Source organism: Microvirga rosea (assembly GCF_020595095.1).
Classification (GTDB): Bacteria; Pseudomonadota; Alphaproteobacteria; order Rhizobiales; family Beijerinckiaceae; genus Microvirga; species Microvirga rosea.
In genome coordinates, this window is the sequence record NZ_JAJDOP010000001.1 from 173,895 (window position 1) to 199,746 (window position 25,852).

Below are 25,852 nucleotides of genomic sequence, written 5' to 3' on the forward strand. Positions count from 1 at the left end.
GGCGCCCCTATGCCGCGACCGTATCGGCATCGATACGGCCCGAGCGCAGGCGCACGGTCCGGTCGCATAGGCCGGCCAGGTTGAGATCGTGCGTGACGAGCACCAGGGTCGCGCCCCGGTCCCGCTTCAGGGCGAACAGCAGGTCGATGATCGCCTGACCGGTATTCTCATCCAGATTGCCGGTCGGCTCATCGGCCACCAGAATGGCCGGATTGGGCACGATCGCCCGGGCGATCGCCACCCGCTGCTGCTCCCCGCCCGACAGCTGCGCCGGATAATGCTGGAGGCGATGGCCCAGGCCCACGGCCTTCAGCTCGGCCTCCGCCCGCGCGAAGGCGTCCGTCTCGCCGGCGAGTTCCAGGGGCAGCGCCACGTTCTCCAGCGCCGTCATGGTCGGGATCAGATGGAAGGACTGGAACACGATTCCGATCCGTCGCCCGCGAAAGCGCGCCAGCCCGTCCTCGTCGAGGGCCGCGAGATCGGTGCCGTCCACCAGCACCTTGCCGGAATCCGGCTGCTCGAGGCCCGCCATCGTCATCAAGAGGGTCGACTTTCCGGAGCCGGACGGGCCGACCAGACCCACCGCCTCGCCGCGGCCGATCTCCAGGGAAATGCCCTTGAGGATGTGGACCCGCGCGGCGCCGCGCCCCAGGCTCAAATCCACATCCTGCAGCGCAATGGCCTTGTCCTGCATGCCTGCTCACCCGATCTTTTGGGAAACACCACTGACGGACCCGGCCGGCAAAGGCCAGGTGCAATCCGATTCACGTCTGAACCATATGGGAAGCCGAACGATGAAGCGCCAACCCGGCCCGCTCATGGCGATCATTTTTGCGTGTGCCGCCGCCCTCGCCCTTGCCCTCGCTCTCGTGGCGCCCGCCAGCGCGCAGGCCCAGAACGCCCCCCAAAGCCATCCCAAGGGCGATCCGATCCGCCTGGTGGCCTTCGGGGACAGTCTCACGGCGGGATATGGCCTTCCGCAGGGAGCCGCCTTCCCGAACGCCCTGGAGCGCGCCCTGAAGGCCAAGGGCTACAACGTGCAGGTCGCCAATGCCGGGGTTTCGGGCGATACGGCGTCGGGCGGCCTCGACCGCCTCGACTGGTCCGTGCCGGACGGAACCGACGGCGTCATCGTGGAGCTCGGGGCCAACGACATGCTGCGCGGGCTCGATCCGGCCATTCCCCGAAAATCCATCGAAAGCATCGTCGAGCGCCTTCAGGCGCGCAACATTCCGGTGATGCTCGCCGGCATGTATGCCTCCCGCAACCTGGGGGCCGATTACGCTCAAAAATTCGATTCCCTTTATCCAGACATTGCGAAGAAGCACGGCCTTGTGCTCTATCCCTTCTTCCTGGACGGAGTCGCCGGCGACGCCAGCCTCAATCTCCAAGACGGCCTGCATCCCACGGCCAAGGGGATCGAGATCATCGTCGCGCGCATCCTGCCCACCGTCGAGAAATTTCTCGCCACCCTGCCCCAGCGCTGACCTCCGTCGGTGCCATTTCCCCGCCTGAACGCGGCAGTTCCTGCCGTGAGGAGCCTTGCCTATGCAATATCGCCGCCTCGGCCGCACGAATCTCGATGTCAGCCTCATCTGTCTCGGCACCATGACCTGGGGCCAGCAGAACACCGAAGCCGAAGGCCACGCCCAGATGGATTACGCGGTCGACCAGGGCATCAACTTCTTCGACACGGCGGAGCTGTATTCGATACCGCCGCGGCCGGAGACCCAAGGTTCCACCGAGCGGATCATCGGCTCCTGGTTCAAGTCCCGGGGAAAGCGCGACAAGGTCATCCTGGCGTCCAAGGTCGTCGGGCGTTCGGACAATACCTGGTTCCGTGATGGCGGCTCCAAGGCGGAGCTTTCCCGCGCCCAGATCGAGGAGGCGGTGAACAAGAGCCTCAAGCGGCTTCAGACGGATTATATCGACCTGTACCAGATCCATTGGCCGGATCGTCCCATGCCCTGGGGCTCCAATCCGACGGTCTACCGCCATCAGGACGGCGATTCCCACTCGATCGAGGAAACCGTGGCGATCATGGGCGACCTGGTGAAAGCCGGAAAGATCCGGCATTTCGGCCTCTCCAACGAGAGCGCATGGGGCACCATGACGTTTCTCAAGGCCGCCGATGCGCAGTCCGGCCTGCCGCGCGTGCAATCGGTCCAGAATGCCTACAACCTCCTGAACCGGACCTACGAGGTCGCCCTCGCGGAGGTGAGCCTGCGCGAGACCGTCAGCTTGCTCGCCTATTCGCCCCTGGCGCAAGGCTACCTGACCGGCAAGTATCTGGATGGGGCCCGCCCGGCGGGCGCGCGCACTACCCTGTTCAAGCGCGGGCAGCGCTACGAGACCCCGGGCGCCGAACCGGCGATCCGCAAATACATTGCGCTTGCCAAGGAATTCGGCCTCGATCCCGCGCAGATGGCGTTGGCCTTTGTGAACTCGCGTCCCTTCGTCACGTCGAACATCATCGGCGCGACGTCCATGGAGCAGCTCACAACCGATATCGCGTCCATCAACGTCGCGATCACACCGGAACTCGAACAGCGGATCGACGCGATCCATCTCGAGCATTGCAACCCTTGTCCCTAGGACGTGCGCATCTCAGCCGGCACGGATCCGCGGAACCAATGTCCCGGTTGATCGTCTGATTCTGGTCTTCCGCGAGGGCGGCTTCGGGCGCCCTCGCCTTCATGGCGGTTCTGTCAGGTCCGGGAGGTTTGTGATGCCCCGTCTGTTCACAGGCCTCGAAATTCCTTCCGAGATCGGCCAGACCCTTTCGACCTACCGGGGCGGGCTCCCGGGGGCGCGGTGGGTCGAGCCCGAGAACTACCACATCACCTTGCGGTTCATCGGCGACGTGGACGACCAAACCGCGCGGGATCTGTTTTCCGTCCTTGGCGAAAGCCGCCGACGCGAGCCGATCACCGTGACCATCGACGGCCTCGATACTTTCGGACGGGATCGCCCGCGGGTCGTCTTCGCCCGGGCAGCCGCGTCCCGCGACATGAGCGAGCTTCAATCGGAACAGGAACGGCTCGTGCGCCGCATCGGCATTCCGCCGGAAAAGCGCAAGTTCACCCCCCACGTCACCCTCGCTCGTCTGCGCGATGCGTCGCCCCTCGATGTGGCGGACTACTTCGCCGCCCGTGCGCCGTTCCCGAAGCTCACCTTCACGGCCTCACGCTTCGTCCTGTTCTCGTCGCGGGCTTCGGTGGGCGGGGGGCCTTATGTGGTGGAGGCGGCCTATCCGCTGGGATAGCGGCCGATCGGTCGCGGAGGCTCTGTCCGCGAACGCCGTCATCCCGCGCGAGACGGGAGATGTCATCCGAGTCCATGCGGAATGCTGCATTGACAGAACCCCTCCGATCGCTTTGCTTCAGTCCGCGACAGGTTTCCGCAACGACAAGGGGTCTGTATAAGGATCTGCGATGGCGTCAGGATAAGGATGCAAACCGTCATACACGTTTGATCGAACCGTGGAACGGTCTCCTCCGGACCACCAGCGCATTCTCCCTCCTTTGAATCTCTCCTGCGGACACGCACCCCACATGACGCAAACCTCGCTTATCTTCGTCACGCATCCCGAAGTGGTCATCGATCCGCAGGTGCCTGTTCCCGAATGGCCGTTGTCGACCATCGGGCGTGAGCGGATGGATGTTTTTGCGAAAGCGCTTGAGGGACGGCCTTTTTCGGCGATCTATGCCAGCGCGGAGCAGAAGGCGAAGGACGGCGCCGCGATTCTCGCATCGCGGCTCAACCTGCCGGTCGTGATCGATCCGGATCTGGGGGAGAACGATCGCTCCGCGACGGGATACATCGCGCCGCCGGAATTCTGGGAGGTGGTGGCCGAGTTCTTCGGACGTCCCCACGAGAGCATTCGCGGCTGGGAGCGCGCCATCGACGCGCAAGAACGCATCGTGAAGGCGGTACGACGCGCCGCGGCGGATGAAACGTCGGGCGACATCGTCATCGTGTCCCATGGCGGTGTCGGCAGTCTTCTGACCGACCATCTGCAGCACGTGGAGATCGGCCGGGGAAGTCGTCCGTCCCATCCGGGTGGCGGCTGTTATCTGGTGATCGACCGCAATTCTCTGACCCTGCGCCAGGACTGGCGCACCATCGAAGACGGCTTTCAGATCTGATGTTCCGGGTGTGCGGCCCGGTCGAGCAGCCGGTCGAAGGCGATCGTCGCGGGGCTCGGCTGCCGGTTCGGCAGGGAAAGGCGGGTCAAGGTGCGCTTCATGGAGAAATTCTCGATCACGAGGCGGCACAAGCGCCCTAGGGCGATCTGGTCGGCGACGACGGCGGACGATACGACGCCGATGCCGAGGCCGGCCGCCGCGACGCGCACGATCGCCTCGTTTCCGCTCACTTCGAGGATGCGCCGTGGCGTGAAACTGGCCCGCTGAAGCGCATGCCAGGCGATGTCGCGGGTTCCGGATCCCGGCTCGCGCATAACGAGAATGTCATCCCGCAGATCTTCGAGGCGCAAAGGCTGGGGAACGAGGGCGCGCGGATGCCCGGTCGCGGCGACGAAGACCAGCTCATCATCGCGCCAGGAGCGCACATGGATATCGGCGTCGTCGACGGGTCCTTCCACGAGGGCGATATCGAGTTCCCGCCGCAGGAGCAGATCGGCCACCGTGAATGTGTTGGCGCTGGTCAGGCGCAGGTCGATGTCCGGAGAGGCATGGTGGAAGGCGCCGAGAAGGGGAGGCAGAAAATAGGTCGCCACCGTCGTCGATGCGCCGATGCGCAAGGTTCCGCGGCGCAGGCCCCGGACCGCGTCCAGGGCATCCTCGGCCGCCTGCTCCGCGGAGAAGACCGCGCGCGCATGGATCAAGAGGATCCGCCCGGCCTCGGTCAGGCGGACACCGCCCGGCCCGCGCTCCAAGAGGGGATTGCCGAGCTGCGCTTCGAGCTCACGAACCCCTTTGGACACGGCAGGCTGGCTGATACGCAGGACCTCGGCGGCGCGCGAGAAGCTTTGATGCCGGGCAACGGCCTCGAAAAGCCGGAGAAGGTGCAGGTTCAGGGCCATAACTGAAAGTCATGCTTTTATGAAAACAATGTCTTTGAGTTATATCACGCCCACAGGCATGACGAACGGGATTTTCGCGTGGAGTTTCCGTCGTGGCCTCACAGGCTTTCACCCGCTATGCCCCCGGCGTCCTGCTCTGCGCCGCCATCGGGCTCGTCGCCTTCGGATTGCAGGTGGTGGAGGAGCATTGGACCGGCCGGGCCTGGCTTGAAGCCCTGGTCATCGCGATCCTGCTCGGAACGGCCATTCGCACCCTCTGGACCCCGCCGACCCGCTTCAACGCGGGGATCACCTTCAGCGGCAAGATGCTGCTGGAAATCGCCGTCATGCTCCTTGGCGCCTCGATCAGCTTCCAGGCCGTGGCGCAGGCCGGCTCCGGCCTGATCGGAGGGATCGCCCTGGTGGTGATCGTCGCCATCGCGGCGAGCTTCGGCCTGTGTCGGCTTTTGGGCCTGCCCTGGCGGATGGGAGTGCTCGTGGCCTGCGGCAATTCCATCTGCGGAAATTCCGCCATCGCGGCGGTTGCGCCGGTGATCGATGCCAAAAGCGAGGACGTCGCGTCCTCCATCGCCTTCACGGCGATCCTCGGGGTGATCGTGGTGCTGTCGCTGCCGCTCCTCGTGCCGCTGCTCGAATTGTCGGAAACCCAGTACGGCATCCTGGCGGGCCTGACGGTCTATGCGGTGCCTCAGGTTCTGGCGGCCACGATGCCGGTCGGGATGGTCAGCACCCAGCTCGGCACCCTCGTCAAGCTGGTGCGGGTTCTCATGCTGGGCCCTGTGGTGATCATGCTGTCTATCTTCGCCGGGACCCGGTCCGGGACCGCCAGCCTGTCCTTCAAGCGGCTGGTGCCCTGGTTCATCATCGGCTTCCTGGCCCTGGCGGCGCTCCGGTCGGCGGGCGCGATGCCCGATGCGGTTCTCCGCCTGGTGCTGCCGACCGCAACGGCCCTGACCATCGTGTCGATGGCGGCGCTCGGGCTCGGTGTGGATCTGCGGGTTCTCGGCCGTGTCGGCGGCCGGGTCACCCTCGCCGTGTGCCTGTCGCTCGTCGTGCTGCTCGGCATCAGTCTCGGCCTGATCCGCCTGCTTGGGGTCGCCTGAACGATCCGCCCTTGAAACCGGAGGCGGCGGCCCAATGATCATGGCCTGTTCATCCGTGAGTCGATCCGATCATGAAGCCGTTGTCTCAATCCGAGCGCGCCGACCTTTTGCCTGGCCTTGACGGCTGGAGCCTCGTGGAAGGGCGGGACGCCATTCGCAAGCAGTTCGTCTTCGACGATTTCGGCGCCGCCTTCGCGTGGATGAGCCGGGTCGCGCTGGCCGCCGAAAAGGCCAATCACCATCCGGAATGGTTCAACGTCTACAACAAGGTCGACGTGACCCTCTCGACCCATGACGCCAACGGGCTCACCCGCCGCGACATCGAGCTGGCGCAGCGCATGGACCTGTTCGCTTCCGGCCTCGCGAAGGCCTGACCATGAAGCCCGAACAGACAATCCATGCGGGCGGCTGCGCCTGCGGCCAGCTCACTTTCCGCGCATCGGGCGAGCCGCGCCGCGTGGGACTTTGCCATTGCATGACCTGCCGCAAGGTGAGCGGCAGCGCCTTCAACGCCTTTGCGGTTTTTTCCGCCGATCAGGTGGAGATCGACGGGCGTTTCGAGCGCTGGTCGGCGGGACAAACCGTCCGGTGCTTCTGCCCGGTCTGCGCCTCGCGGGCGTTTTCGCTGGAGGGAGACGAAATCGAAATCGGTCTCGGGGCGTTCGACGAGCCTAGCACCTTCCGGCCCACCTACGAGGCCTGGGTGCCGCGCCGGGAACATTGGCTGGCGACGGGCGGCCTCACCGCCTATCAGAAGAACCGGAGCGACGGCTGAAGCCGCCGCCCGGCGTTGTTGGCCAAGCGCTATTTCGGCTGCATGCGCAAGGCGCCGTCGAGGCGGATCGCCTCGCCGTTGAGCATGTCGTTCTCGATGATGCTGCGCACGAGCCGGGCATATTCCTCGGGGCGGCCGAGACGGGACGGGAACGGCACATTGGCCTCCAGCGCCTTGCGGTAATCCTCCGCGATGCCCTCGAAGAGCGGCGTATGGAACAGGCCCGGCATGATCGTCATGACCCGGATGCCGAAACCCGACAGGTCGCGGGCCACCGGCAGCGTCAGGCCGAGCACGCCGCCCTTCGAGGCCGCATAAGCCGCCTGGCCGATCTGTCCGTCCTGGGCGGCGACCGACGCGGTGCTGACGATCACGCCGCGGCCGCCATCCTCCGTCACGGGCTCGAGCCCAGCCATGGCGGCGGCGCATTTGGCGATCATCGCATAGGTGCCGATGAGGTTGATCTCGATCGCCCGGCGGAAACTCGCCACGTCGTGGGGGATGAGCTCGCCGGTCTCACGCTTTTTCGTCACCGTCCGCTTGCCCGGGGCGATTCCCGCGCAATTGACGAGAATCCGCTCGACTCCGTGGGCCGCGCGGGCCTTTGCCAGCGCCGCATCGATGGAGGCCTCGTCCGTCACGTCCGCTTCGCAGAACAAACCCCCGATCGCGCGGGCGTGTTCTTCGCCCCGCTCGACATCCCGGTCCAGGATCGCCACCTTAACGCCTTCGGCGGCCAGCATGCGCGCCGTGGCGCCGCCTAGGCCCGATGCGCCACCCGTGACGACGGCTGCCATCAATTTGTCGAGCTTCATGCGTTTCCTCCTGTGTTTCGCGGCGTGTCATAAGCCAAGATTCGCCAGGTTGGAATGAAGGTGTCGAAGGAGCATCAAGGAATGAGCGAGTTCACGAGGCCGTTCACCAAGGCCGAGATGGACGCGATCCGCCGGGAGACCGGCGGCGATGAGGGCGTGGCCCGGAAGTTCTGGGCGAAGCTGAAGCGCGTCGGCGGCAAGATCCCCTTCGCGGAGGATCTCGTGGCGGCATTTTATTGCGCCACCGATTCCGGGACGCCCAAGCGGGTCCGGCTCATCCTGATGGGGGCCATTGCCTATTTCATCCTGCCGACCGACGCGGTCTCCGACTTCCTGCCCCTCCTCGGCTTCGCCGACGATGCGGCGGTGCTGGCGGCCGCCATCACCCAGGTGGCGGGCTCGATCACCGAGGAGCACAGGGCCAAGGCGAGACAGGCCCTCGACATCGGGACCTGAAGGGGCCGCCGCGTTTCGACGCATCGCCAAGAGGCGACCAGAAGCTTAACGGAGATGGTCAAGAGTTCTTAACCATCTCTCCCTAAAGTTCGCCTCATGATTCTCGCATCTCTTCAGCGCGGCTTGGCCGCGGGCGTCATTTCCGCCGTTTTCGCCGTCGGACTCGGACCTGAAGCCATGGCTCAGGGCACCAAGAAACCGGCTCCTGCGACCCAGAGCAAGCCGGCCGCGAAGCCGGCTGCCAAAACAACCGCGCCCGTGGCAGGCAAGCCCAGCGCCGCGAAACCCGCCGCCGCCGCTGCTGGCGCCGCTGCCGGAGCAGCAGCCGCCAAGGGCGCGCAGGCTTCCACCGGCCCGGGCGGCGCGACGCTTCTGGCGTCCTACGGCGATTGGGGCGTCTATACCGCCAAGACCGGCAGATCCGAGATCTGCTACGCCTTGAGCCAGCCCAAGGACCGGCAGCCGAAAAACCTCAGCCGCGACCCGGCCTATCTGTTCGTCTCGTTCCGGCCCGCCGAGAACGTGAAGAACGAGGTGGCGGTGGTTCTGGGCTTTGCCGCAAAGGACAATGGCCCCGCCGAAGCGGTGATCGGCAAGACCTCCTACACGCTGCTCACGAAGGACACCAATGCCTGGCTGAAGAACCCCGCCGAGGAAGGCCAGGCCATCGGCACCATGGGCAAATCCCCGAGCGTGATCGTGAAGGCCCAGTCCGCCCGCGGCAACCAGCTGACGGACCGTTATTCCCTGAGCGGCTTCAGCCAGGCCCTCGATCGGGCCCGGAAGGAATGCTCGCCATAAGCGGGCCTCTTCGCTCGACGCCGAAAGCCCGCCCGGGACGGCGCATTTTTTCGGGTCCTGACACGAAATCGTCAGGACCCCTCACGTTTCCGACTCATTCATGCTATATGCCGCCTTCGATCCCATAAAACGAAGGCGTGATTTCCCATGGCGACGGCGCTCGACATCGCCAAGCATAACCCCAACGCGGCTCCCGTGGCGGTGACCGATTCCGCACGCGCAGCCGGCCAAGCTTCCCTTCCCCAGGCTTCCCTTGCTATCGAGAAGAAGGCCGATTTCACCGTCGTGGCCGCCGGCCAGTCCTCCCTCGTGGGTCTCACCCGCGACGAGTTGAAGGACAAGCTGGCGCAGATCGGCGTGCCGGAACGCGAGCAGAAGATGCGCGTCGCGCAGCTCTGGCACTGGATCTATTTCCGGGGCGCGAAGAACTTCGACGACATGACCAACGTGGGCAAGCCTCTGCGCGCGGCGCTGAAGGAAGCGTACACGCTGGAGCGCCCGCAGGTGGTGTCCGAGCAGGTGTCGAAGGACGGCACCCGCAAGTGGCTCATCCGCATGCCGTCCACCGGCCCGCTCGACAAGGGCGCGGAGATCGAGTGCGTCTATATCCCCGAGACCGACCGCGGCACCTTGTGCGTGTCGAGCCAGGTCGGCTGCACCTTGACCTGCTCGTTCTGCCACACGGGCACCCAGCGCCTGGTGCGCAACCTGACTTCCGCCGAAATCGTCGCCCAGCTCATCGTGGCCCGCGATTGCATCGGCGACTGGCCGGACGCGACACCGCCGGAGGGCGCGTTCGTGCCGAACGACGGCGGGCGCTTCGTGTCCAACATCGTGTTCATGGGCATGGGCGAGCCCCTCTACAACACCGACAACGTGATCGCCGCCATCGACGTCATGTCGGACGGCGAGGGCCTGACGCTCTCGCGCCGCCGTATCACCGTCTCCACCTCCGGGGTCGTGCCGCAGATGGAGCGCTTGGGCAGCGAAGCCAACACCATGCTGGCGATCTCGCTCCATGCGGTGCGCGACGAGCTGCGGGACGAGCTGGTGCCGATCAACCGCAAATACGACATCAAGCAGCTCCTCGACGCCTGCCGGGCCTATCCGGGCCTGTCGAACGCCCGCCGCATCACCTTCGAATACGTGATGCTGAAAGGCGTGAACGACTCCGATGCGGATGCCCGCGAACTGGTCCGGCTCCTGAAAGGCATTCCGGCGAAGATCAACCTGATCCCCTTCAACCCCTGGCCCGGCTCCAAGTACGAGTGCTCGGACTGGGAGCGGATCGAGCGCTTCTCGGAGATCGTCTACCGCGCAGGTTACGCCTCCCCCGTGCGCACCCCCCGCGGCCGCGACATCCTCGCCGCCTGCGGCCAGCTCAAGAGCGAGACCGAAAAGCTACGCGCCCGCGCCCGCATGATGGCCGAACAGGGCATCGGGGCCGAGGGCGTTTATGCGCTGGGGGACGGGGAGTAAGCGGCGGATCCCATCGGCCGATCGCCATAGGCGGACGGCGCGGCGCTCCTGTGGTATAGGGGGCGGATGATCCTCCGCTGGCTTCTCCTCATTCCCCTCGCCCTGCTCATCGCGATCGGCGCGAGCACGCTTTTCCTGTTCATCGCTTCCCTGGTCGATCCCGTCATGGGAACCCTGACGGGAGATACCCTCCTGGTCGGCTTTTGGACCTTCGTGGACGACGTGTTCTCCGTCGAGGATCCTGGGCCGATGATCGCGGAAGCGGCCTTCGCGGTCGGGCGCGTCGCCTTCGTACTGCTGGTCTTCCCGCCGCTTCTGGTGGCCGTGGTGAGCGAAGTGGTCCGGGCTCGCGGGGTGCTGTGGTACATGGGCGCCATGGCCGTGCTGACGGCCGCCATTCCGTGGGTGCTGCGCGGAAGCGCCCGCACCGCGACGCCGGGCGAACTCCATGTGAGCGCCGTGCTCGCCTTGACCGGCGCGGTGGCGGGCCTCGTCTACTGGGCCATCGCCGGCCATCGGGCCGGCGGCGAGAGGCCTGCCGCAAACCCACCCCTCCCCGGCGGAACCACCCCATAGCCGCCGTCATTCCGGGGCGAGAGCCTGGAACCGATATCCGCTTACGCTCCCGGAAAAGACGCGACGGCCGCCGCGCACTCACTTCGTAAAGCGTCGTGTTTATGGGTTCCGGACTTGCCTGACGGCAATCCGGAATGACGGTAACGCCCCGTCATTCCGGGGCGAGCGAAAGCGAGAGCCCGGAACCCAGAACTGCTGACGGTTCGAGACAAGGCACTACGGCAGCCGTTGCGTCTTTTCCGGGATCGTCGTGGTTCCGGGCGCCGCTGCGCGGCCCCGGAATGACAAGAGGGTCGCGCCTAGCGCGCCGATGTGGCCAGGATCTTGAGGGCGAAGGCGGAAAAAAGGCCCGCGAAGGAATAATCGATGCCCCGCATCACCTTCGGGCGGCTGCGCAGGAGGGCCAGGACCTTATCGGCGCCGAGAATCATCGCGGCGCCCATCGGGGCGGTCAATGCCACGACGTAGAGGCCGAGGAAGAGCAGCTTCTCCGGGGCATGCGGATCGGTCGCCTGGACGAATTGCGGCAGGAAGGTCACGAAAAACAGAACCACCTTCGGGTTCGTCAGGTTGATGCCGACGCCCATCATGAAGGTCTTCCAGACAGAAACCTCGCCCCTCCCCTCGTCCTTCACATGGAGGGCCGAACCGTTCCGGACCGCATCGAACGCCATCCACAGCAGGTACAGCGCCCCGACGACCTTGAGAATCGTGAAGGCCGTCACCGAGGCGGCGAGCAGGGCCGACAGCCCCAGGGCCGCCAGAACGGTGTGGACGCAGCAGCCCACCATGGCGCCGAGCATGGCCGCGAGGCCCGCCTTGCGGCCGCCGGCCATGGTTTTCGCCAGGAAAAGGCTCATGTCCGGCCCCGGCGTGATGAACAGGATGGTGCAGGCGAGCGAATAAGTGAGCAGGGTGCTCAGGTCCGGCAGAAAGGTCATGGGCGTCTCGAAACGAGAAATTGCGGGGGATTATGCCCCAAACCCTCCTCCGACGCCATGAGGAAGCGGCTTGTTGAAACGGCAGCGCTGCTCCATTTGTGAACCGTCGAGGAGGCTGACCGATTCGCGAGATGACATACATGACAGGTTTGCTGTTGCCGGCGCGGGTTCGTGTCGCCCTGGCCGTGATCGCCCTGGCCTTCGGGCTGTCCGCCTGCGGCATCAATAATGTGCCGACCCTTGAGGAGCAGGCCAAGTCCGCCTGGAGCGAGGTGCAGAACCAGTACCAGCGCCGGGCCGACCTGATCCCCAACCTGGTCGAGACCGTGAAGGGCTTCGCGAACCAGGAGCGGGAGGTCCTGACCCAGGTGGTCGAGGCCCGCGCCAAGGCGACCCAGGTCCAGGTCGATGCCTCGACGGTGAACGATCCGGACAAATTCCGGCAGTTCCAGGAGGCGCAGAACCAACTGTCCGGCGCCCTCGGGCGGCTTCTGGTGACGGTGGAGCGCTACCCGGAGCTCAAGTCGAATGCCAATTTCCTCGCCCTGCAATCCCAGCTCGAGGGAACCGAAAACCGGATCGCCGTGGCGCGGCGCGACTACATCGAGGCCGTGCGCGCCTACAACACGGAAATCCGCACCATTCCGGGCCGCTGGATCGCGGCGGTGCTCTATCCGGAAGCCAAGCCGATGGAGACGTTTACGGCGACGCCCAATTCCGATCGTCCTCCGGCGGTGAAGTTCTGACTCCATGCCGATGGGGCGCGCCCATTCGCCTCTGCCGCAGGCGAGCCCGGCATCCGCACGCTGGGCGGTGGTCTGTGCGGCGCTCGCCTTCTGCTGCGTCGCGGTTCTGGCCTCGTCGGTTCTGGCGCAGTCCTTTCCGGCGCTGACCGGGCGGATCGTCGACGCGGCGAACCTGCTCAAGCCCGAAGAGCGCGCGGCCCTCGACACCAAGCTCAAGGCGCATGAGGACAAGACGTCCGACCAGGTGGTGGTCGCAACGGTCCCGTCCCTCGACGGTCTGACGGTGGAGGACTACGCCAATCGCCTCTTCCGCCAATGGAAACTCGGGCAAAGCGGCAAGAACAACGGCGTTCTCCTTCTCGTCGCCCCCAAGGAGCGTAAGGTCCGGATCGAGGTGGGATACGGGCTCGAGGGAGCGCTGACCGACGCCCTCTCCAAGGTGATCATCACGACGGCGATCGCGCCGCAATTCCAAAAAGGCAATTTCTCGGGCGGGATCGATGCGGGCGTGGACGCCATGCTGTCGATCCTGACGGGCGACGCGGAAGAATGGCAGCGGCGCGCCCAGGTGCGCGAGGACGACAGCGGCTCCTTCGACCCCTGGGTGGCGATCTTCGTGATCGTCATGCTCTTCATCATCGTCTCCAGCATCATCCGCGATGCCCGGGCGCGCCCCTTGAGGGGCGGCCGCCATGGCGGGCCCTGGATCATCCCCACCGGCGGCGGATGGTCCGGAGGCTCGTCGGGAGGAGGCTGGTCGGGCGGAGGCGGCTTTTCGGGTGGGGGCGGCTCCTCCGGCGGCGGCGGCGCATCAGGGAGCTGGTAGATGATCTCGCCCGAGGACCATACGCGCCTGTCCCAGGCCATCCGCGACGCGGAGGATCTCACCACGGGAGAGATCATGGTGGTGGTCGCCGAACAGGCGAGCAGCTACCGGTCGATCCCGGTCCTTTGGGCGCTGCTGACGGCCCTGGTGGTCCCCTGGCCGCTCATCGCCATCACGACCCTTGGCCCGGCACGGATCTTCCTGATCCAGCTTCTGGTCGGGGTTTTCTTAAGCGTCTTCCTGTCATGGCCCTCGCGGCGGCACAGGCTCGTGCCGGGCTTCATCAAGCGGGCCCGGGCACGTGAGGCGGCAGCCCGGGAATTCTTGAGCCGCGGCCTGACCCGCACCCGGGAACGCACGGGCGTTCTCATCTATGTGGCCCTGGCCGAGCGCTATGCGGAGATTCTGGTGGATACCGGCATCGCCGACCGCGTCGAGAAGAGCGTCTGGCACGACATCATCGCGGACCTGACCGGGCAGATCCGGGAAGGACGCCTCACGGACGGCCTCGTGACGGCGATCCGGCGCTCGGGCGCGATTCTCGCCGAGCATGCGCCGCCCCGCTTCGACGACGTCGACGAGCTGCCGAACAAGGTGATCCTGATCTGACCCGGACCGGCGGCTACAAGCCGCCGCCCTTCGCGGCGCCCAGGATGGGACCGGGCTTTGCACCTTCGGCCGTTTGAACGAGAACGACGTAACCGTCCGCATCCCCTTGCGCGGTGCTGCGCGGAATTTCAAACCGGGCGGAACCGCCCTGCCATTCCCCGACCCGGGTCATGCCCCGGACCACATTGGCATAGGTGACCGTCTTGCCCCGGTTCTCCCCGCGGCCGATCGGGACGGTCTGTGCGCGCATCACCGGCAGAACCCAGACCTCGCCGCGCTTTTGCGTGGTGTGCGCCGTCTCCGCGACGGAGATGGTCACGACCCCGCTTTCCTCCTTGAGAGAGACGTCGACCGGCAGGGTCGCCCGTCCCTCGTTGGTGGCCTGGATCGACTTTTCGATGCGCGCCTGGTCGGAGCCGATGCAGGGCTTCATCCCGTTGACGACGATCTGCGGCGTATAAACCTGCCGGTCGCTGCGGGATTCCGCATACCCCTTCTGCCGCGCCGTGAAGAGGGGCTGCGCGAGGGTGTCCTTCCAGCCGAGATAATCCCAGTAATCCACCGGAAACGACAGGGCCACCAGATCGGACTGGCGCGCCAGACTCGCGAGGAGCGCGTCCGCCGGCGGGCAGGAGGAGCAGCCCTGGCTGGTGAAAAGTTCGATCACGGCGCGTGGCGGCTCCGCCAGGACCGGCTGCGCGAGAACGACGAGCCCGAGCATCGCCAGGGCCGTTTTGACACGGGAGCGTTTCAGACGTGACACCATGGTGCTCCTATGGAACACGAAACCGGCCTCAAGGGGAACTCACGTTAGCTTGAGCGCCCGCCGGAGCACGCCAGCGCCGGTGCATCCACAGCCACTGGTCGGGATTCTCCCGCACCCAGCCCTCGACGACCGAGGTCATGGCCTGCATGGCGCCCTGGACGTTGACCTGACCGTCGGGATCGCGCGGCAGATCGAGAGGCGGCGTCAGCTGGAGCCGGAAGCGGTGGTTGGGGAGGCGAATCACCCGCACCCCATGAACCGGACAATCGAACCGGCGCGCGAACTTGCCGAGGATCGGGTTCACCAGGGCCGGACGCCCGAGAAAATTCACGATGACGCCGCGGGTGAAATGCTGATCGATCAGCATGCCGAGGTGGCCGCCTTTTTCGAGGGCTCCCTGCATGGCGAAGGCCGCGCCCTGGCGCGCCGCTTCGAGCCCGCCCATGGTCTCGGAGCGGATCTCGTGCAGGACCCGGGCAATCGCCGGATCGTTGGGGGCCCGGAACACCGCCGTCGCGTCGAGGCCGAAGCGGGCGGCGCAGATGGCCGGCAGCTCCCAATTGGCCAGATGGGCGGAAAAGATGATGCCGGGCTTCTGATCGTCCCTCAGGTTGATGAAATGCTCGATGCCGTCGACCTCGGTCCGCCCCGGCGTCACCCGGTCGGGATCGTAGTCGAAGAGCGTCCCGAGGTGCGGATACTCACCGCCGACCCGGCCGAGATTGTCCCAGGCGGCCCGCGCCAGCGCCCTCACCTCGCTCTCGGGCTTTCCCGGATAAACCGCCCGGATGTTGGCAAGGGCCGTCTTGTGAGCCGGCAGGAACGGCCCGATGGCGCGCGAGAGGGCGGCCCCGACGGCTCCGGAGCGCTCGGGACCGAGGGCACGGGAAAGGGCGAAAACGCCCCGCACGAGTCCGACCATGGCCGTTTCGGTCATGCGCGACACGAGAGTGCGGGGGCGTTGGGACTTGTGAACCACGAATTCTCCTGAAAATGCCGTCGAGAAAAAAGGCGTCCGCCTCTTTCCTTGCCTGCCCGGCTCCGTCAAGTGCCGGAACGGCCGCGCGATAATTGGTCGTAGAGACCGACCAGCGTTTCCCGCTCTCGGTTCCAGCTGAGATCCGCCGCCGCGACGAGAGCCTGTTTCTTCATATGATCGAGGGTGGGACGGTCAAGGCCGTTGATGGCCTCGGTAACGGCCGCCGCCTCGTCGCGGGCGAGGCTGCCGCAGCCGTAGCGGCGCACGATCTCCGCCATGTCGGGAAGCGGCGAGGTGACGACCGCGAGACCCGCCGCCAGGTACTCGAAGAGCTTGTTGGGGAGGGCGAAGCGGTTGTGACGGCTGGAATCCGGCAGAATGCACAAGCCGATATCCGCCTCCGAGGCCCTTGAAACCACGTTCGCCGGGGTCACCGGCGGCTGAAAGCGGATGCGATGCGCGACGCCGCGCGTTTCGGCACGGGACGCAAGGGCCGCCAGATAAGCGGGCGCGGCCGGTCCGCGCAGGGTCAAATGAAATTCGTCGCGCCAGGCGGGCAGGGAATCGATGATGGCCTCGAGCCCGCGGTTGCTGCGCAAGAGCCCGTGGAACAGCACTTCGATCCTCGCGCCGACCGGGCGGAACGGCGCGCGTTCCGCATCCGGCACGTTGCGGATGACCGCCGGGCGGGCAAGTCCCGGATAAGCCTCCGTGAGCGCATCCGCGATGCCCGGGCTCACGGTGATCACCGCATCGGCAGCGCGGATCCCGCGCCCTTCGATGGTTCGCACATGGGAGAGGGCCGCCAACCGCCATTTGAGGCTGTGCTCGTACTCGGCGATGGCCATCTCGTGACTGTCATAGACGATGCGCGCGCCCAAGCGCGCCTTCGCGTCGACGGCCAGGGGAAGCGTGGTCCAGTCATTGGCATGCACGGCCTCGGGCCGGAATTCGCGCAGGATCGTGCGCGCCTTTCGCCGCCCTTCATGGAGCCAATAGAAGAGATGCGACGACGCCGGCAAGAGATTGGCCGGCGCCTGACGCAGGAGGATTCCGGCCCGGATCACGAAAGGGGATGGAAGATCGGGCAGCAGCGCCACGCGATACGGGACCCCCTGCGGCGCCGGTCCATACCCGACGAGCAGCACCTCGTGACCGGCCCGATGCAGCGTCTCGGCCGTTCGCAGCACCCGCGAATCGCTGGCAAGGGAATGAAAATCGACGACGGCAATGCGCATGAACGGTGAAAATCCTCGATCCGCGCGGATAGACTCCACGGACGAGGTTGTCCAGTAAGGGCCGCGAAACACGCGCGAGGTGCTGGCAAGATCCTTGCAAGATACTCGACGGTGCGGCGACGGCTTTGTACAAGGCCGCCATCTTGGCCCCTCATCCCGGAACCTGCGATCATTTCCCCGACCCCCGCAAAGCCCCGCATCCTGTATGTCTGCTGCGAGCGCATCGTCCCCGGCAGCGCCGCCGCGACCCATGTGCTCGAAATCTGCGAGGGTCTCGAACGGCGCGGCTATCCGGTGAGGCTCCAATCCGAACGGGGAGATTCCCGCAGCGGGCTCGGCGGGCAGCTGGGGCGTTATGCCCGCATCACCGTCGCGGCGCTCAAGGCGCTCCGGCAGGCCGACCTCGTCTATTTCCGGTCGCATTTCGCCGCTTTTCCCATAGCTCTTGCGGCAAAACTCCTGGGCAAGCCGACGATCCAGGAAATCAACGGCGTTTATGCCGAGGCCTTCGTGACCCATCCCCGGTTCCGGCGGCTGAAGGGCATTCTGTCCACGCTCCAGCGCTGGCAGTACAGGTGGGCGAGCGCCCTGATCGCCGTCACGCCGGAACTGGTCGCCTGGGGCTCGTCGGAAGCCGGACATGCCCGCGCCCATCACGTGGGAAATGGCGCCAACACGAAGGTTTTTACGCCCCATGGGCCGCGGGCGCAGCGCGACCGTCCCTATGCGTTCTTCTTCGGCGGCATGACGCGCTGGCACGGGGTCGAGGTCATGCTCCAGGCGGCGCGCTCTCCCGCCTGGCCGAAAGGGGTCGATCTGCTCATGGCCGGGCCGGTCGTCGACGAGAGCCTGAGATCCGCCTTGAGGGATGCGCTGCCGCCCGTCACCTGGCTCGACCGGGTGCCGCAGCCGGAATTGCCGGCCCTGATCCGCGGCTCGGTGGCGGCCCTGGTGCCGAGCGTCGATCCGAGCGGCATCACGGTCCATGGCATCACGCCGCTCAAGCTCTTCGAGATGCTGGCCTGCGGCCGGCCGGTCGTCGTCAGCGATTTCAGGGGCATGGCGGACCTGGTGCGAAGCGGGGCGTGCGGCCTCGTCGTGCCCTCCGGCGATCCGGAGGCGCTGGCCGGCGCCGTCGCCCGGCTGGCCGCCGATGCATCCGAGGCGCAGGCCATGGGCGAAGCCGGAGCACGGCTGATCGCCGCCTCGCATTCCTGGGATGTCCGCGCCGCCGAGACGGCCGCGGTGATCGATCAGGTGGTCGCTCAGCCGATCAGAAGGTAACGACCACCTTCCCGAACACCTTCCGGCTCTCCAGCCGTTCGAGCCCCTTCTGGAATTCATCGAGGGGAAATACCGAATCGATCACCGGCGTCATGCCGCCCGCCATCTTGGCCAGGGATTCGCCGATGTTGCGCATCGAACAGCCGAAGGAGCCGAAGATCCGGTATTGCTGCTGGAAAAGCTGCATCAGGTTCATGGTGGTCGAGACGCCGCTCGTGGAGCCGCAGGTCACGAGACGCCCGCCCCGCTTGAGGCAGAGCAGCGAGCCGTTCCATGTGTCCGCGCCCACATGCTCGAACACCACATCGACGCCTTTCCGCTTGGTCAGGCGGCGGACCTCGCCCTCGAACCGCTCCGTGCGGTAATTGACCACGTAATCGGCGCCGAGCGCCTTCGCCTTCTCGCCCTTCTCGTCATCGCCGACGGTGGTGTACACCGTGCAGCCGATGGCCTTCGCCATCTTGATGGCGGCGGTGCCGATGCCCGATCCGCCCGCATGAACCAGGATGGATTCGCCCGGCTCCAGCTTCGCATTGTCGAACAGCATGTGCTGGACGGTGCCGAAACCGATGGGCGCGCAGGCGGCCTGTTCGAAGGACACGCCCTGCGGCACCGGAATCACCAGGCGCTCGGGCCGGTTGATCAGCTCGCGGGCGAACCCGTCGATGTGGAAGCCCATGATGCCGGCGACGTTCTCGCAAAGGTTGTCGCGTCCTTCCCGGCAGGCCCGGCAATTGCCGCAGGTTTCGGCCCCGTACATGGTGACCGGATCCCCCGCCTTGAACCGGGTGACGCCCTCTCCGACGGCGGCAATCTCGCCCGAGGCCTCGACGCCGACGGCCTGCGGCATCTTGCGCTTGGCGAAGGCCATGCCGCGAAAGCCCCAGACATCGAGGTAGTTGAGGGCCAGCGCCTTGACGCGCACCTGGACCTCGCCGGGACCGGGAGGCGGAGGCGCATCCATCTCGGTCAAACGGAGATCGCGATCACCAAAGAGCTGAAGGGCACGCATGGGCTGGGTCCTTAACGTGTCTGGCCGGCCCGCGGGAACCTCCACGAGAGGCGCCTCGGAACTCGCCCGAGGATGACAATGAAACATTGGCTGAGGCGATTAAAGCGGAGACCGTCCGATGGCAAGGTCCGGACGTTTTAGCGAGCCGCGAGGTAACGTTCGACAAGCAGAATGGAGACGCAGGTCGGCGCATGGACGATGCGTGCAGCGACGACCTCCGCTACGGCATCCGACAAGGACATTTCGACCGGCTCGATGTCTTCACCTGGATCAGGATTACTCGTCGCTGGCGAAAGCCCCTCGGCGAGAAAAAGGTGGCTCGGTGAAGATACTCCGGCCGTAAATGGATGAACAAGTCCGAGTGGCGTCATCTTCTCGGCCTTGAGACCGATCTCTTCAATCAACTCCCGCTGGGCCGCTGCAATCGGTTGTTCGCCCGGCTCGATTGCTCCACTTACTGCCTCGACGCTATAATCACCCAACGCGTAGCGAAATTCTCTCGTCAGGATAACGGTGCCGGCTGCCGTCAAAGCGATGACGCTGATCCCCGGTGGCTTAACCACCACCGTATATTGCCCCTCATGCCCATTATCCCACCGGACGTCGTCCCGGACGACCCGGGTCCATGGGTCTTCATAAATCGTGCTCGACGACAGAGTTCGACACCGCATCAGACTTCCCCTACCGATGCACACCAATCATGGCCGTTAAACCGCCGTCGATGGGCAGCACCGTGCCGGTCATGTAGGCGGCGGGCTCGCTCATCAGGAAGGCCGAAAGGCCGGCGATCTCCTGGGCTTTCGCGAAACGGCCGGCGGGGATCTGCTTTTCCATGGACTCGCGATAGGCCGCATAGGGCGCCATCATGTCCGTGTCGATGAAGCCGGGGGCGATCACGTTGACGGTCAGGCCGCGCTTGGCCGTCTCGATGGCCAGGGTCCGGCAATAGGAAATCAGCGCGCCCTTGGACGCCGCATAGGCGGCATTGCCGGGATTTCCCTGCAGGGCCGCGACGGAGCCGATGGCGACGATCCGTCCGGCCCGCGCCCGGATCATGCCGCGCATGAGGGACTTGGCGATCCGCGTGAAGGACCAGAAATTCACCTGCATGGCCGCTTCGGCCTTGTCCTGCTGCATCATGGCCGCAAGCGCATCGTAGGGCTGGCCGGCATTGTGGACGAAGCCGAAGAAACTCTCCGATTCGAGGCGCGCGCAGTAATCGTCGAGCGCTTCCTTATGGGCAAGGTCGAGGGCATGGGCCTTGACCGTGCGCTCCGGATGGGCGGCCATCAATTCGTCCGCCAGGGCGAGCGCGGCATCCATGGAAGAGCGGTAGGTGAAATCCACGTCGTGGCCGGACGCGACCAGCGTCCGCACGATGGCGGCGCCGACCCCCTTGCCGCCACCCGTCACGAAGATCCGGCCCATGATTCAAGCCCCTTTCGGCTCCGCCCCGAAAACGAGGCAAGTGTTCTGGCCGCCGAACCCGAAGGAGTTCGACAGCACGTAGCGGACATTGGCGTCCCGTGCCTCGTTCGGAACCACATCGAGCGGAATCGTGGGATCCGGAACCTTGTAGTTGATCGTCGGCGGAATGCGTCCCTGAGCGAGCGTCAGAAGCGACATCACCGCCTCCACGGCACCGGCCGCGGTGAGCGTGTGGCCGATCATCGACTTGTTCGACGAGATCGGCAGGCGCGCCATCCGCTCGCCGAACACGGCGGTGCAGCTCATCGCCTCCATCTTGTCGTTCTCGGGAGTCGAGGTGCCGTGGGCGTTGATGTAATCGATATCGTCGGGCGCAAGGCCCGCATCGGACAGAGCCTCGCGGATGGCCATGATCGCCGGCATGCCGTCGGGCGACGAGCGCGTGCGGTGGAAGCCGTCGCCCTTTTCGCCGCAGCCGAGCACGTAGCCGAGGATCGTCGCCCCGCGCGCCTTCGCGGCATCGGCGTTTTCCAGCACCAGGGCGGCGCCGCCCTCGCCCATGACGAAGCCGTCCCGATTCTTGGAGAACGGCTTCGAGGCCCCCTCCGGGACGTCGTTCTGGGTCGAGAGAGCCGACAGAAGAGAAAAGCGGATCAGCGATTCAGGATTCACCGAACCGTCCGTGCCGATGCACAAAGCCGCATCCGTCTCGCCGCGCCGGATCGCCTCGACACCGAGCTGGATCGCCGTGGCGCCCGACGAACAGGCGGTGGAGAGCGAGATCGGCGACCCCTTGGTGCCGAACCGGTCGGCGACCCGGTCGGCCACGGTGCCGAAGATGAACAGGTCGTGCCAGGACCGGAACTGTCCCGTTTCCGCGGCCTTGAGCAGGTCCCGATACGTGACGTCGCCCTTCTCCTCGGAGGCTTCCGCGAGCGCCTCACGCTGCGGCCATTCCATTTCCACCGGCGGGACCGCCATGAACAGGGCCCCCGGGAAATCGCTGACGCTCAGCCCCGATTGGCCCACGGCCTCCTCGGCGGCCCGCATGGCGAGCTGCTCCGACAGCATGGGAGCGCAGAACGGCTCCGCGTTCACCGTGTCGATGGTGCCGGCGATGGTCGTGCGCAGCCCTTGCGTCGGGAAGCGTGAAATCCGGCGAATGCCGGAACGGCCGGCCGTCAGGGCGGCCCAGGTGTCGTCCTTGCCCTGGCCGAGGGATGTCATCACGCCCATGCCGGTCACGGCGACGAGCGGACGGCCTTGGTTGTCGCGTAGCGCCATGCCGGTCTCCCTTCTCAATTGGCCTTGATCAGGCGCACGGCCCCTTCGCCGCGCCAATGGCCGACGGAGGTGACGAGCGCCTCGTTGGATTGTTCTCGGGCGATCAGCGCCGCGGCCAGGGCGACCCCGGCCGGGGCCTGCCCTTCCATCAGGTGGCCGGTCACGTCGCTCGTCGCATGGATGGCCGCGTTGGGAAGCACGTCCAGCAGCACGCGCTGCTCCTCGTCGGTCAGGCCCTTGATGCCGGTCGCGCCCGAGATCACCACGTCCGGCTTGGCGCCGAGAGCGTCGATCTGCCGGCGAACCGCCTTCTCGATGGTGCCCGGCTCCCGCCGGCTGCGATCGGACACGATCCCGGCGATGCTCGCGAGAGGCTTGGCGCCCCGCGCTTGGGCGTGCTCGCGGGATTCCATCACCAGGAAAGCGGCGCCGCTTCCCAGGATCATGCCGCCGCCCTCCGCCGGGCGCTCCCACACGGGCCGGTGGGCTTTCTTCCAGAGAAAGCCGCCCATTTCATAGATCAGCAGCACATCGGGCCGCTCGGCGTTATAGGCCCCGCCCACGAGAAAGATGTCGTTCTGTCCGGAGGCGATCCGGGCATGGGCGATGCGGATCGCGTCGATCCCGCTCGATTCCTCGCCCATGAAGGTGCGCGATGCGCCCGTCACGCCGTGGACGATGGAGATGTTTCCGGCAAGAAGGTTCGAGAGCTGGGCGAGAAACAGCGTGGGGCGCAGGTCGCCCATGAGCCGCTCGTTCAGGAAGACACCGGAATTCTCGGCCTGGCGCAACCCGGTCAGGATCTGGCCGTCGACCGCATAATCGCGCTCGCCGCCGCCCGCCGCGACGATCAGGTGCATGCGGCTCTTGAGCTGCGCATCCTCCTTCACGCCGGCGGCATCGAGGGCAAGGCCCGCCGCGTAGCATCCGAGCTTCTGCCAGGCTTCCATCTGGCGCTGGTCGGATTTCTTCGGGATCTGCTTGTCGTAATCCGGCACCGCGACCGGGTGAACCGGATACGGCGCGAAGGTTTCCGTGTCGGTCCGCGGCGAACCGGCCGTCAGCGCATCGAGATGCACCTCGAGCCCCTCGCCGGCGGCCGAAATGATCCCGATCCCGGTGATAACCACGTCATGCATCAGGCAGCCTCCGCCAAGAGGCCGATGCGGCGCGCCTGGGCGCGCATCAGCTCGTCCATGCCCGCCGGGAACGGCATGATCCGGAAACGCAGCTCCGCGTCGCAGATCGGCTTGTTCTCGGCGTGAATCTTCGCTTTCGTCACCGCATAGCCCGAGCCTTCATGCTCCAGCTGCGCCGTGACGGTGAGCACCGTATCCGGGCCGACGAAGGTCCGGAAACGCGCCTTGTCGACCGCCATCAGGAACGGCATGTGGGTAAAGTTCATCAGGCCCAGCACCAGGTAGCCGGAGGCCTGGGCCATGGTCTCGGTCAGGAGGACGCCGGGAACCAGGGGATGGCCGGGGAAATGGCCTTCGAAGACCGGGCTTGCGGTCGGCACCGTGGAGGTGGCCTCGATCCGCCGCTCGGGACGGTCGAGCCGCGTCACCCGATCGATCATTTCAAAATATTCGAGACGCATCCGGGATCCGAACCATTCCTCTGTCGTCCCGGAGGGACCGTGGGAGAAGAACATGCCGGACTGAGCGTCTTCCCCATCGTCTGTCGGGCCGGATTCACGCCGGCCCGCCGGGATCTGGCGTCGTTGAAAGACGCTCGCGTTGCATTTCAGGCCGAAGCATCGCTCCGGGCCGAAGCGATACTTCAGGCCGACTTGGCGGCGATCAGCGCGTCGATATGCGCCACGAGGTTCTTCAGGACGAAGTACTCCTCGGCCGGAGCCTTGCCCTCGTTGACCTCCTGGGTCCACTGCTCGAGCGGCAACTTGATGCCGAAAGCCTTGTCGATGGCGAAGGCGATATCGAGGAACGCCAGCGAGTCGATCCCGAGATCGTCGATGGCGTGGCTTTCCGGCGTGATCTGCTCGCGCGGGATGTCGGCGGTCTCGGAAATGATGCCGGCGACGGTCTCGAAGGTGGACGACATGACGCCGCTCTCCTGAAGTGATGGGTCTCGACGATATGGCGCCTTCGGGCGGTGTGGGCCCGGTCCCGGCGGCCATGTTCGTCAAGGAGGGTTGTATCGAAACGCACCCCTTACACGACGGGGCGCGGGGCGGCAACAGATAGGATCGGCCTCACCCCCCTTGCGGGCCTGATTTGCGCGGCTCGCGCCGTCCTCTCGGCGGCCGTCCAGCCGGGGCCCGCCGGCGCAATTGATTAATGATCGGTGATCGCCGATAAGGCGGCCAGACCGCGAAGCCCCGTCAGGGGCGCGAAACAGCAACAATGGATCACCGTGATCAACAGGTTCCTCAAACCTGAAACCCGCTATGCGCGCCGCATGGCCCGGATCGCCCGATGGGACAAGCCCGTCGAGGGCGGATTTGGCCGCATGCGCGCCTGGGCCAACATGCTCCTCGTCGATCACGGGGTCTTCCGTCTGCTCTATCTCAACAAGCACCGGGTCTCGGAACGGCTCTGGCGCTCGGCGCAGCCGGCACCGCACCAGATCTCGCGCCTCAAGAACGAAGGCGTCCGCACCATCGTCAACCTGCGCGGCGGGCGTGAGCATGGCTCGTGGCAGCTGCAGAAGGACATCTGCGAGCGCCTCGGCATCCATCTCGTGGAGTTCATCGTGCGCTCCCGCGGCGCGCCGGACCGGGACACCCTGCTGACGGCAAGGGATTTCTTCGAGAGGATTGAATATCCGGCGGTCCTGCACTGCAAATCCGGCGCCGACCGGGCCGGCTTCGTGGCGGCCCTTTATCTCATCGTCCACGAAGGCCGCAGCGTCGACGAGGCCCTGCGTCAGCTCTCGGCCCGTTACGGCCACTTCCGCTTCTCCAAGACCGGAATCCTGGACGCCTTCTTCGAGCTTTATCGCAGCGAAGGCGAAGCAAAGGGCATCCCGTTCCTGACCTGGGTCGAGGAACATTACGACCCGGACGCCCTGGAGCGCAGCTTCCGTCCCGGGTTCTGGTCCAACGTGCTGGTCGACCGGATCATGCGGCGGGAATGAAGGCTAAGCGCCCTGCCCGCCGTTCCCCGTGAGAATCGTCAGTCGAGAACCTGGCAGTGCTTGCGCACGCCGGGAACCGGATCGCCGAAGGTCCCATTGTTACAGCCGACCCCGCTCCGGTAGACGCCCTCGGCGTAGCGGCCATGGGCGCCGTAGCGCACCCGCTTGCTGCCCCGGAAGCCGCAGAAGCCGTCCTCGTCGGCGCAGGTCCGCCAAGCCGCCGCGCGGTACTCCTCGTCTTCGTCCCAGCGCGGCCGGTCGCGATGCGGCCGCGGGCGCGGCTCTTCGAAGCCGCCGCCATAGCCACGGGCCACGTAGGCGCAGCGCTTCGGAATTCCGGGCGCCGGATCGCCGAAAGCCTCGTTGGAGCACGGGATGCCCCGTCCTCTCACATCGACCACCGCCTCCCGGCCTGGAACGCCGTAGACGACGCGTGTCGGATAGGGAACCTGGCAGAAACCGTGCTCCCGGGCGCAGGGCACCAGGCCTTGGGCGGACGCGCCTGTCGAACCGGTGAACGTGGCGGCAAGGATCAGGGCCAGGGCGGCGAAGACGGAACGGAGCATGAGTGTCGTCCTTGAAAAGCCG

The 25,852-nt window shown here is 66.1% G+C and carries 31 protein-coding genes; 16 read left to right on the plus strand and 15 right to left on the minus strand.

Annotation, left to right across the window (positions count from 1 at the left end; all coding sequences use genetic code 11):
• Positions 1–7: 7 nt before the first annotated feature.
• Complete coding sequence (locus LJD17_RS00780) at positions 8–694, minus strand: ABC transporter ATP-binding protein (RefSeq protein WP_227381941.1); 687 nt, start codon at positions 692–694, stop codon at positions 8–10.
• 100 nt (positions 695–794) lie between these two features.
• On the opposite strand from LJD17_RS00780, the gene LJD17_RS00785 reads away from it, so the two are divergent.
• The 4 genes from LJD17_RS00785 to LJD17_RS00800 all read left to right on the plus strand — a co-directional run bounded on the left by LJD17_RS00785 (position 795) and on the right by LJD17_RS00800 (position 4,148).
• A complete protein-coding gene (locus LJD17_RS00785; protein WP_227381943.1) occupies positions 795–1,487 on the plus strand; it encodes an arylesterase in 693 nt (230 codons plus the stop codon).
• Between the two features lie 61 nt (positions 1,488–1,548).
• Positions 1,549–2,595, plus strand: coding sequence for an aldo/keto reductase (locus LJD17_RS00790; protein ID WP_227381945.1), 1,047 nt, complete (start codon positions 1,549–1,551; stop codon positions 2,593–2,595).
• Between the two features lie 133 nt (positions 2,596–2,728).
• The gene (gene thpR / locus LJD17_RS00795) at positions 2,729–3,265 is read left to right on the plus strand and encodes an RNA 2',3'-cyclic phosphodiesterase (protein ID WP_227381947.1); all 537 of its coding nucleotides are present in this window, start codon (positions 2,729–2,731) and stop codon (positions 3,263–3,265) included.
• A 289-nt stretch (positions 3,266–3,554) separates the two neighbouring features.
• Positions 3,555–4,148 (plus strand): histidine phosphatase family protein, encoded by a 594-nt coding sequence (locus LJD17_RS00800; RefSeq protein ID WP_227381948.1) that lies wholly within the window; start codon positions 3,555–3,557, stop codon positions 4,146–4,148.
• Here the strand turns inward: LJD17_RS00800 and LJD17_RS00805 are convergent.
• Positions 4,139–5,047, minus strand: coding sequence for a LysR substrate-binding domain-containing protein (locus LJD17_RS00805; protein WP_227381949.1), 909 nt, complete (start codon positions 5,045–5,047; stop codon positions 4,139–4,141). The two genes, LJD17_RS00800 and LJD17_RS00805, sit on opposite strands and share 10 nt — an antisense overlap.
• A 92-nt stretch (positions 5,048–5,139) precedes the next feature.
• Between LJD17_RS00805 and LJD17_RS00810 the strand changes: the two genes are divergently transcribed.
• The 3 genes from LJD17_RS00810 (at position 5,140) to LJD17_RS00820 (ending at position 6,925) form a co-directional block, all read left to right on the plus strand.
• The gene (locus LJD17_RS00810; protein ID WP_406600743.1) at positions 5,140–6,150 is read left to right on the plus strand and encodes a YeiH family protein; all 1,011 of its coding nucleotides are present in this window, start codon (positions 5,140–5,142) and stop codon (positions 6,148–6,150) included.
• A gap of 71 nt (positions 6,151–6,221) precedes the next feature.
• On the plus strand, positions 6,222–6,524 hold the full coding sequence (locus LJD17_RS00815) for a 4a-hydroxytetrahydrobiopterin dehydratase (protein ID WP_227381950.1): 303 nt from the start codon (positions 6,222–6,224) through the stop codon (positions 6,522–6,524).
• 2 nt (positions 6,525–6,526) lie between these two features.
• Positions 6,527–6,925: a GFA family protein gene (locus LJD17_RS00820; RefSeq protein WP_227381951.1), complete on the plus strand. Its 399-nt coding sequence runs from the start codon at positions 6,527–6,529 to the stop codon at positions 6,923–6,925.
• 29 nt (positions 6,926–6,954) lie between these two features.
• On the opposite strand, the gene LJD17_RS00825 is transcribed toward LJD17_RS00820, so the two are convergent.
• On the minus strand, positions 6,955–7,740 hold the full coding sequence (locus LJD17_RS00825) for an SDR family NAD(P)-dependent oxidoreductase (RefSeq protein ID WP_227381952.1): 786 nt from the start codon (positions 7,738–7,740) through the stop codon (positions 6,955–6,957).
• Positions 7,741–7,857: 117 nt separating this feature from the next.
• Here LJD17_RS00825 and LJD17_RS00830 point away from each other — a divergent pair, with 117 nt between their 5' ends.
• From LJD17_RS00830 to LJD17_RS00845, 4 genes are all read left to right on the plus strand, one after another.
• Positions 7,858–8,196: a YkvA family protein gene (locus LJD17_RS00830; protein WP_227382886.1), complete on the plus strand. Its 339-nt coding sequence runs from the start codon at positions 7,858–7,860 to the stop codon at positions 8,194–8,196.
• Positions 8,197–8,292: 96 nt separating this feature from the next.
• A complete protein-coding gene (locus LJD17_RS00835; protein WP_227381953.1) occupies positions 8,293–8,997 on the plus strand; it encodes an invasion associated locus B family protein in 705 nt (234 codons plus the stop codon).
• A 147-nt stretch (positions 8,998–9,144) separates the two neighbouring features.
• Positions 9,145–10,476: a 23S rRNA (adenine(2503)-C(2))-methyltransferase RlmN gene (gene rlmN / locus LJD17_RS00840; RefSeq protein WP_227381954.1), complete on the plus strand. Its 1,332-nt coding sequence runs from the start codon at positions 9,145–9,147 to the stop codon at positions 10,474–10,476.
• A 66-nt stretch (positions 10,477–10,542) separates the two neighbouring features.
• Positions 10,543–11,052, plus strand: a complete 510-nt coding sequence (locus LJD17_RS00845; protein ID WP_227381955.1) for a hypothetical protein — start codon at positions 10,543–10,545, stop codon at positions 11,050–11,052.
• A 299-nt stretch (positions 11,053–11,351) separates the two neighbouring features.
• Here the strand turns inward: LJD17_RS00845 and LJD17_RS00850 are convergent, their stop codons facing one another.
• Positions 11,352–11,993 carry a LysE family translocator gene (locus LJD17_RS00850; RefSeq protein WP_227381957.1) on the minus strand — a complete coding sequence of 214 codons (642 nt, stop codon included), beginning with the start codon at positions 11,991–11,993 and terminating at the stop codon, positions 11,352–11,354.
• 140 nt (positions 11,994–12,133) lie between these two features.
• Between LJD17_RS00850 and LJD17_RS00855 the strand changes: the two genes are divergently transcribed.
• Genes LJD17_RS00855 through LJD17_RS00865 form a run of 3 tightly spaced genes read left to right on the plus strand, consistent with a single transcriptional unit; the run spans position 12,134 to position 14,174 of the window.
• A complete protein-coding gene (locus LJD17_RS00855; protein WP_227381959.1) occupies positions 12,134–12,739 on the plus strand; it encodes a LemA family protein in 606 nt (201 codons plus the stop codon).
• Between the two features lie 10 nt (positions 12,740–12,749).
• Positions 12,750–13,565, plus strand: a complete 816-nt coding sequence (locus tag LJD17_RS00860) for a TPM domain-containing protein (protein WP_406600753.1) — start codon at positions 12,750–12,752, stop codon at positions 13,563–13,565.
• Positions 13,566–14,174 (plus strand): TPM domain-containing protein, encoded by a 609-nt coding sequence (locus LJD17_RS00865; RefSeq protein WP_227381964.1) that lies wholly within the window; start codon positions 13,566–13,568, stop codon positions 14,172–14,174.
• Positions 14,175–14,187: 13 nt separating this feature from the next.
• On the opposite strand, the gene LJD17_RS00870 is transcribed toward LJD17_RS00865, so the two are convergent.
• From LJD17_RS00870 to LJD17_RS00880, 3 genes are all read right to left on the minus strand, one after another.
• Complete coding sequence (locus LJD17_RS00870) at positions 14,188–14,940, minus strand: DUF1223 domain-containing protein (protein ID WP_227381966.1); 753 nt, start codon at positions 14,938–14,940, stop codon at positions 14,188–14,190.
• A gap of 28 nt (positions 14,941–14,968) precedes the next feature.
• Positions 14,969–15,919, minus strand: coding sequence for a lipid A biosynthesis lauroyl acyltransferase (locus LJD17_RS00875; RefSeq protein ID WP_227381968.1), 951 nt, complete (start codon positions 15,917–15,919; stop codon positions 14,969–14,971).
• 65 nt (positions 15,920–15,984) lie between these two features.
• Entirely contained in the window at positions 15,985–17,157 is a 1,173-nt protein-coding gene (locus LJD17_RS00880) for a glycosyltransferase (RefSeq protein WP_227381970.1), read from the minus strand.
• Between the two features lie 111 nt (positions 17,158–17,268).
• Here LJD17_RS00880 and LJD17_RS00885 point away from each other — a divergent pair, with 111 nt between their 5' ends.
• Positions 17,269–18,441 (plus strand): glycosyltransferase family 4 protein, encoded by a 1,173-nt coding sequence (locus tag LJD17_RS00885; protein WP_227381972.1) that lies wholly within the window; start codon positions 17,269–17,271, stop codon positions 18,439–18,441.
• On the opposite strand, the gene LJD17_RS00890 is transcribed toward LJD17_RS00885, so the two are convergent.
• The 7 genes from LJD17_RS00890 to LJD17_RS00920 all read right to left on the minus strand — a co-directional run bounded on the left by LJD17_RS00890 (position 18,431) and on the right by LJD17_RS00920 (position 24,229).
• Positions 18,431–19,453: a zinc-binding dehydrogenase gene (locus LJD17_RS00890; RefSeq protein ID WP_227381974.1), complete on the minus strand. Its 1,023-nt coding sequence runs from the start codon at positions 19,451–19,453 to the stop codon at positions 18,431–18,433. The two genes, LJD17_RS00885 and LJD17_RS00890, sit on opposite strands and share 11 nt — an antisense overlap.
• A gap of 137 nt (positions 19,454–19,590) precedes the next feature.
• The gene (locus LJD17_RS00895) at positions 19,591–20,124 is read right to left on the minus strand and encodes an NUDIX hydrolase (protein WP_227381976.1); all 534 of its coding nucleotides are present in this window, start codon (positions 20,122–20,124) and stop codon (positions 19,591–19,593) included.
• A 10-nt stretch (positions 20,125–20,134) separates the two neighbouring features.
• A complete protein-coding gene (locus tag LJD17_RS00900; protein ID WP_227381978.1) occupies positions 20,135–20,881 on the minus strand; it encodes an SDR family oxidoreductase in 747 nt (248 codons plus the stop codon).
• Between the two features lie 3 nt (positions 20,882–20,884).
• Positions 20,885–22,165: a beta-ketoacyl-ACP synthase gene (locus LJD17_RS00905; RefSeq protein ID WP_227381979.1), complete on the minus strand. Its 1,281-nt coding sequence runs from the start codon at positions 22,163–22,165 to the stop codon at positions 20,885–20,887.
• A 14-nt stretch (positions 22,166–22,179) separates the two neighbouring features.
• The gene (locus tag LJD17_RS00910; RefSeq protein WP_227381981.1) at positions 22,180–23,304 is read right to left on the minus strand and encodes a beta-ketoacyl-ACP synthase; all 1,125 of its coding nucleotides are present in this window, start codon (positions 23,302–23,304) and stop codon (positions 22,180–22,182) included.
• On the minus strand, positions 23,304–23,765 hold the full coding sequence (locus LJD17_RS00915) for a 3-hydroxyacyl-ACP dehydratase FabZ family protein (protein ID WP_227381983.1): 462 nt from the start codon (positions 23,763–23,765) through the stop codon (positions 23,304–23,306). Before LJD17_RS00915 ends, LJD17_RS00910 begins: the two co-directional genes overlap by 1 nt.
• Before the next feature lie 182 nt (positions 23,766–23,947).
• On the minus strand, positions 23,948–24,229 hold the full coding sequence (locus tag LJD17_RS00920) for an acyl carrier protein (RefSeq protein ID WP_227381985.1): 282 nt from the start codon (positions 24,227–24,229) through the stop codon (positions 23,948–23,950).
• 312 nt (positions 24,230–24,541) lie between these two features.
• On the opposite strand from LJD17_RS00920, the gene LJD17_RS00925 reads away from it, so the two are divergent.
• The gene (locus LJD17_RS00925; protein ID WP_227381987.1) at positions 24,542–25,264 is read left to right on the plus strand and encodes a fused DSP-PTPase phosphatase/NAD kinase-like protein; all 723 of its coding nucleotides are present in this window, start codon (positions 24,542–24,544) and stop codon (positions 25,262–25,264) included.
• Positions 25,265–25,302: 38 nt separating this feature from the next.
• Here LJD17_RS00925 and LJD17_RS00930 read toward each other — a convergent pair whose 3' ends face one another.
• Positions 25,303–25,830, minus strand: coding sequence for a hypothetical protein (locus LJD17_RS00930; protein ID WP_227381988.1), 528 nt, complete (start codon positions 25,828–25,830; stop codon positions 25,303–25,305).
• Between the last annotated feature and the right edge of the window lie 22 nt (positions 25,831–25,852).